The sequence below is a fragment of the Psychrobacter sp. FME5 genome (assembly GCF_014861375.1).
GTDB lineage: Bacteria > Pseudomonadota > Gammaproteobacteria > Pseudomonadales > Moraxellaceae > Psychrobacter.
In genome coordinates, this window is sequence record NZ_RRYX01000146.1 from 1 (window position 1) to 5,611 (window position 5,611).

Below are 5,611 nucleotides of genomic sequence, written 5' to 3' on the forward strand. Positions count from 1 at the left end.
ACCTAATATGTAGATTACATATTAATAACCCAGCTAACTCATTGAAACAAATTATAAAAAAGCTTGACAAACCAAATCATTATGATATGATAGTCGGCTCGCTAGATAGGATAAGTTAATAACTTAACCGACTAGCAACAAGCAATACCAGATAAATCATCTACTGGACGACAGAGATGAGACACTATTTAAAAGCATAACTAAAGAACAACTTGTGTGGATTTTTGCTGATTCAGAATGCTAAAAAACAAAGTTGGTTTTGATTTCTTTTCGGAATCAATTCTAACTATAAAAATTATCATTTAAGACAGCAGAAAAACTCAAAGTTAATTCATTACGAACATAATTTTTAGCGATTTTGCCAGATTAGATGAGCCAAGTTTAGAAGCTTCTTTAAAGAGCTTCATAGCAAGATTAAACTGAAGAGTTTGATCATGGCTCAGATTGAACGCTGGCGGCAGGCTTAACACATGCAAGTCGAGCGGAAACGATGATAGCTTGCTATCAGGCGTCGAGCGGCGGACGGGTGAGTAACACTTAGGAATCTACCTAGTAGTGGGGGATAGCTCGGGGAAACTCGAATTAATACCGCATACGACCTACGGGAGAAAGGGGGCAGTTTACTGCTCTCGCTATTAGATGAGCCTAAGTCGGATTAGCTAGATGGTGGGGTAAAGGCCTACCATGGCGACGATCTGTAGCTGGTCTGAGAGGATGATCAGCCACACCGGGACTGAGACACGGCCCGGACTCCTACGGGAGGCAGCAGTGGGGAATATTGGACAATGGGGGCAACCCTGATCCAGCCATGCCGCGTGTGTGAAGAAGGCCTTTTGGTTGTAAAGCACTTTAAGCAGTGAAGAAGACTCCGTGATTAATACCCACGGACGATGACATTAGCTGCAGAATAAGCACCGGCTAACTCTGTGCCAGCAGCCGCGGTAATACAGAGGGTGCAAGCGTTAATCGGAATTACTGGGCGTAAAGCGAGCGTAGGTGGCTTGATAAGTCAGATGTGAAATCCCCGGGCTTAACCTGGGAACTGCATCTGATACTGTTGAGCTAGAGTAGGTGAGAGGAAGGTAGAATTCCAGGTGTAGCGGTGAAATGCGTAGAGATCTGGAGGAATACCGATGGCGAAGGCAGCCTTCTGGCATCATACTGACACTGAGGCTCGAAAGCGTGGGTAGCAAACAGGATTAGATACCCTGGTAGTCCACGCCGTAAACGATGTCTACTAGTCGTTGGGTCCCTTGAGGACTTAGTGACGCAGCTAACGCAATAAGTAGACCGCCTGGGGAGTACGGCCGCAAGGTTAAAACTCAAATGAATTGACGGGGGCCCGCACAAGCGGTGGAGCATGTGGTTTAATTCGATGCAACGCGAAGAACCTTACCTGGTCTTGACATATCTAGAATCCTGCAGAGATGCGGGAGTGCCTTCGGGAATTAGAATACAGGTGCTGCATGGCTGTCGTCAGCTCGTGTCGTGAGATGTTGGGTTAAGTCCCGTAACGAGCGCAACCCTTGTCCTTAGTTACCAGCGGGTTAAGCCGGGAACTCTAAGGATACTGCCAGTGACAAACTGGAGGAAGGCGGGGACGACGTCAAGTCATCATGGCCCTTACGACCAGGGCTACACACGTGCTACAATGGTAGGTACAGAGGGCAGCTACACAGCGATGTGATGCGAATCTCAAAAAGCCTATCGTAGTCCAGATTGGAGTCTGCAACTCGACTCCATGAAGTAGGAATCGCTAGTAATCGCGGATCAGAATGCCGCGGTGAATACGTTCCCGGGCCTTGTACACACCGCCCGTCACACCATGGGAGTTGATTGCACCAGAAGTGGATAGCTTAACCTTCGGGGAGGCGTTCACCACGGTGTGGTTGATGACTGGGGTGAAGTCGTAACAAGGTAGCCGTAGGGGAACCTGCGGCTGGATCACCTCCTTATAGATGGCATTCGGTCAGCAAGAATTCACAACAAGTTGTTCTTTAGTTTAAGCTTACGTTTATAACGAACGTATTAGGGTCTGTAGCTCAGCTGGTTAGAGCACCGTGTTGATAACGCGGGGGTCGGTGGTTCAAGTCCACCTAGACCCACCATTTATTACATGGGGCCATAGCTCAGTTGGTAGAGCGCCTGCCTTGCACGCAGGAGGTCAACGGTTCGACTCCGTTTGGCTCCACCACTATAGACGGTAGTAAGCTTTAAGTGCGAATAAATAGATAGGTATCAAATAGAATTAAGTGATCATTGCTGATTATTTACTTCTGTTTTATACAGAACTTATGACTCGACGAGAGCATAGGAACTATTTAAAAACATAGATATGAGTCTGGGTTAGGAACACGTGTTCACGCGTTGTTCCTAACCTTAATAACTCACTATTTAACGACATCAGTTGTTATCCCAGTAGTGAGTTATTAAAAAAGTAAAGAGAACTGAATCAAGCGTAAACATAGGTGATATCGTTATAATTGCTGACAAAGACCCTTTGGGGTTGTATGGTCAAGTAATTAAGCGCACATGGTGGATGCCTTGGCAGTCAGAGGCGATGAAAGACGTGACAGCCTGCGATAAGCTTCGGGGAGGCGGCAATATCCTGTGATCCGGAGATTTCTGAATGGGGAAACCCACCTAGCATAAGCTAGGTATCTTGTACTTGTACAAGAAGCGAACGAGGGGAAGTGAAACATCTCAGTACCCTTAGGAAGAGACATCAATTGAGATTCCCCTAGTAGCGGCGAGCGAACGGGGAGAAGCCGATTAGTGCTAATGTAGAAGAACAGCGTGGGAAAGCTGACCGTAGTAGGTGATAGTCCTGTATTCGAAACATTAGCGTTAACATATTAAGTAGAGCGGGGCACGAGAAATCCTGTTTGAAGATGGGGGGACCATCCTCCAAGGCTAAATACTCCTGACTGACCGATAGTGAACCAGTACCGTGAGGGAAAGGCGAAAAGAACCCCTGTGAGGGGAGTGAAATAGAACCTGAAACCGTGTGCGTACAAGCAGTGGGAGCCTTAATTTATTAGGGTGACCGCGTACCTTTTGTATAATGGGTCAGCGACTTATATTCTGTAGCAAGGTTAACCATTTAGGGGAGCCGTAGGGAAACCGAGTCTTAATAGGGCGTTTAGTTGCAGGGTATAGACCCGAAACCGAGTGATCTATCCATGAGCAGGTTGAAAGTGCCGTAACAGGCACCGGAGGACCGAACCCACTGTCGTTGAAAAGCCAGGGGATGACTTGTGGATAGGGGTGAAAGGCTAATCAAACTCGGTGATAGCTGGTTCTCCCCGAAAGCTATTTAGGTAGCGCCTCGGACGAACACCATTGGGGGTAGAGCACTGTTTCGGCTAGGGGGTCATACCGACTTACCAAACCGATGCAAACTCCGAATACCGATGAGTGATATCCGGGAGACACACAGTGGGTGCTAACGTCCATTGTGGAGAGGGAAACAACCCAGACCGCCAGCTAAGGCCCCAAATTCCTAGTTAAGTGGGAAACGAGGTGGGAAGGCATAGACAGCTAGGAGGTTGGCTTAGAAGCAGCCATCCTTTAAAGAAAGCGTAATAGCTCACTAGTCGAGTCGGCCCGCGCGGAAGATGTAACGGGGCTCAAACTAGGAGCCGAAGCTGCGGATTTGAATTTGTTTTCAAGTGGTAGGGGAGCGTTGTGTAAGCCTGTGAAGGTGCATTGTAAAGTGTGCTGGAGGTATCACAAGAGCGAATGCTGACGTGAGTAACGATAATGCGAGTGAAAAGCTCGCACGCCGGAAGATCAAGGGTTCCAGTCCAACGTTAATCGGGGCTGGGTGAGTCGACCCCTAAGGCGAGGCCGAAAGGCGTAGTCGATGGGAAATCAGTTAATATTCTGATACTTGTTTATGATGCGATGGAGGGACGGAGAAGGTTATGCCAGCTCAGCGATGGTTGTCTGAGTGGAAGGATGTAGGTTTACAGCTTAGGTAAATCCGGGCTGTTTTATACCGAGATCTGATAGCAAGTCCTACTTGTAGGACGAAGTGGCAAATACCATGCTTCCAGGAAAAGCTTCTAAGCAATAGTCATAAACGAATCGTACCCTAAACCGACACAGGTGATCAGGTAGAGAATACCAAGGCGCTTGAGAGAACTCTGCTGAAGGAACTAGGCAAAATGGTACCGTAACTTCGGGAGAAGGTACGCTGCTGATGGTGAAGGACTTGCTCCGTAAGCTATTGGCAGTCGCAGATACCAGGCTGCTGCAACTGTTTATTAAAAACACAGCACTCTGCAAACACGAAAGTGGACGTATAGGGTGTGATGTCTGCCCGGTGCTGGAAGGTTAATTGATGGGGTTAGCGTAAGCGAAGCTCTTGATCGAAGCCCCAGTAAACGGCGGCCGTAACTATAACGGTCCTAAGGTAGCGAAATTCCTTGTCGGGTAAGTTCCGACCTGCACGAATGACATAATGATGGCAGCGCTGTCTCCAGCAGAGACTCAGTGAAATCGAAATCGCAGTGAAGATGCTGTGTACCCGCGGCTAGACGGAAAGACCCCGTGAACCTTTACTACAGCTTTACATTGAACTTTGACCTGACTTGTGCAGGATAGGTGGGAGGCTTTGAAGCCGAGACGCTAGTCTTGGTGGAGCCAATCTTGAAATACCACCCTGGTCATGTTGGGGTTCTAACTCAGGTATAACAATACCGAGGACAATGTATGGTGGGTAGTTTGACTGGGGCGGTCTCCTCCTAAAGAGTAACGGAGGAGTACGAAGGTGCGCTCAGAACGGTCGGAAATCGTTCATAGAGTATAAAGGCAAAAGCGCGCTTAACTGCGAGACCCACAAGTCGAGCAGGTACGAAAGTAGGTCTTAGTGATCCGGTGGTTCTGTATGGAAGGGCCATCGCTCAACGGATAAAAGGTACTCTGGGGATAACAGGCTGATACCGCCCAAGAGTTCATATCGACGGCGGTGTTTGGCACCTCGATGTCGGCTCATCTCATCCTAGGGCTGAAGCAGGTCCTAAGGGTATGGCTGTTCGCCATTTAAAGAGGTACGCGAGCTGGGTTTAGAACGTCGTGAGACAGTTCGGTCCCTATCTACCGTGGGCGTTGGAAATTTGAGAGGATCTGCTCCTAGTACGAGAGGACCAGAGTGGACGAACCGCTGGTGTTCGGGTTGTCATGCCAATGGCATTGCCCGGTAGCTACGTTCGGATGGGATAACCGCTGAAAGCATCTAAGCGGGAAGCCCACCTCAAGATTAGATTTCCCTAAAGAGCCGTTCAAGACTAGGACGTTGATAGGCAGGGTGTGGAAGCACAGCGATGTGTGTAGCTAACCTGTACTAATTGCTCGTTTGGCTTGACCATACAACACCCAAGTGGTTTTGTATCAAGACAGCCAATTATTTCGATATCACCTATAACCTTGATTCTCTCAAGTAGGATGATAAGTCACCCAAACAGACTCATATCTAACCCCCTTTGCTGACGACAATAGCATGATGGCACCACCTGATCCCTTACCGAACTCAGAAGTGAAACATCATCGCGCCAATGGTAGTGTGGCTCCGGCCATGTGAGAGTAGGTCATCGTCAGCTCTCTATTC

The 5,611-nt window shown here is 48.3% G+C and carries 2 tRNA genes and 3 rRNA genes; all 5 read left to right on the plus strand.

Annotated elements, in window-relative coordinates:
* The first annotated feature begins 416 nt into the window (after positions 1 to 416).
* The 5 genes from EI161_RS13100 to rrf all read left to right on the plus strand — a co-directional run bounded on the left by EI161_RS13100 (position 417) and on the right by rrf (position 5,603).
* Positions 417 to 1,955, plus strand: a 16S ribosomal RNA gene (locus tag EI161_RS13100).
* A 76-nt stretch (positions 1,956 to 2,031) separates the two neighbouring features.
* Positions 2,032 to 2,108, plus strand: a tRNA-Ile gene (locus tag EI161_RS13105).
* 10 nt (positions 2,109 to 2,118) lie between these two features.
* A tRNA-Ala gene (locus EI161_RS13110) sits at positions 2,119 to 2,194 on the plus strand.
* A 318-nt stretch (positions 2,195 to 2,512) separates the two neighbouring features.
* Positions 2,513 to 5,372 (plus strand): 23S ribosomal RNA (locus EI161_RS13115).
* 116 nt (positions 5,373 to 5,488) lie between these two features.
* Positions 5,489 to 5,603, plus strand: a 5S ribosomal RNA gene (gene rrf / locus EI161_RS13120).
* Together the 16S, 23S and 5S rRNA genes with 2 tRNA genes alongside form the textbook arrangement of a ribosomal RNA operon.
* Positions 5,604 to 5,611: the final 8 nt, after the last annotated feature.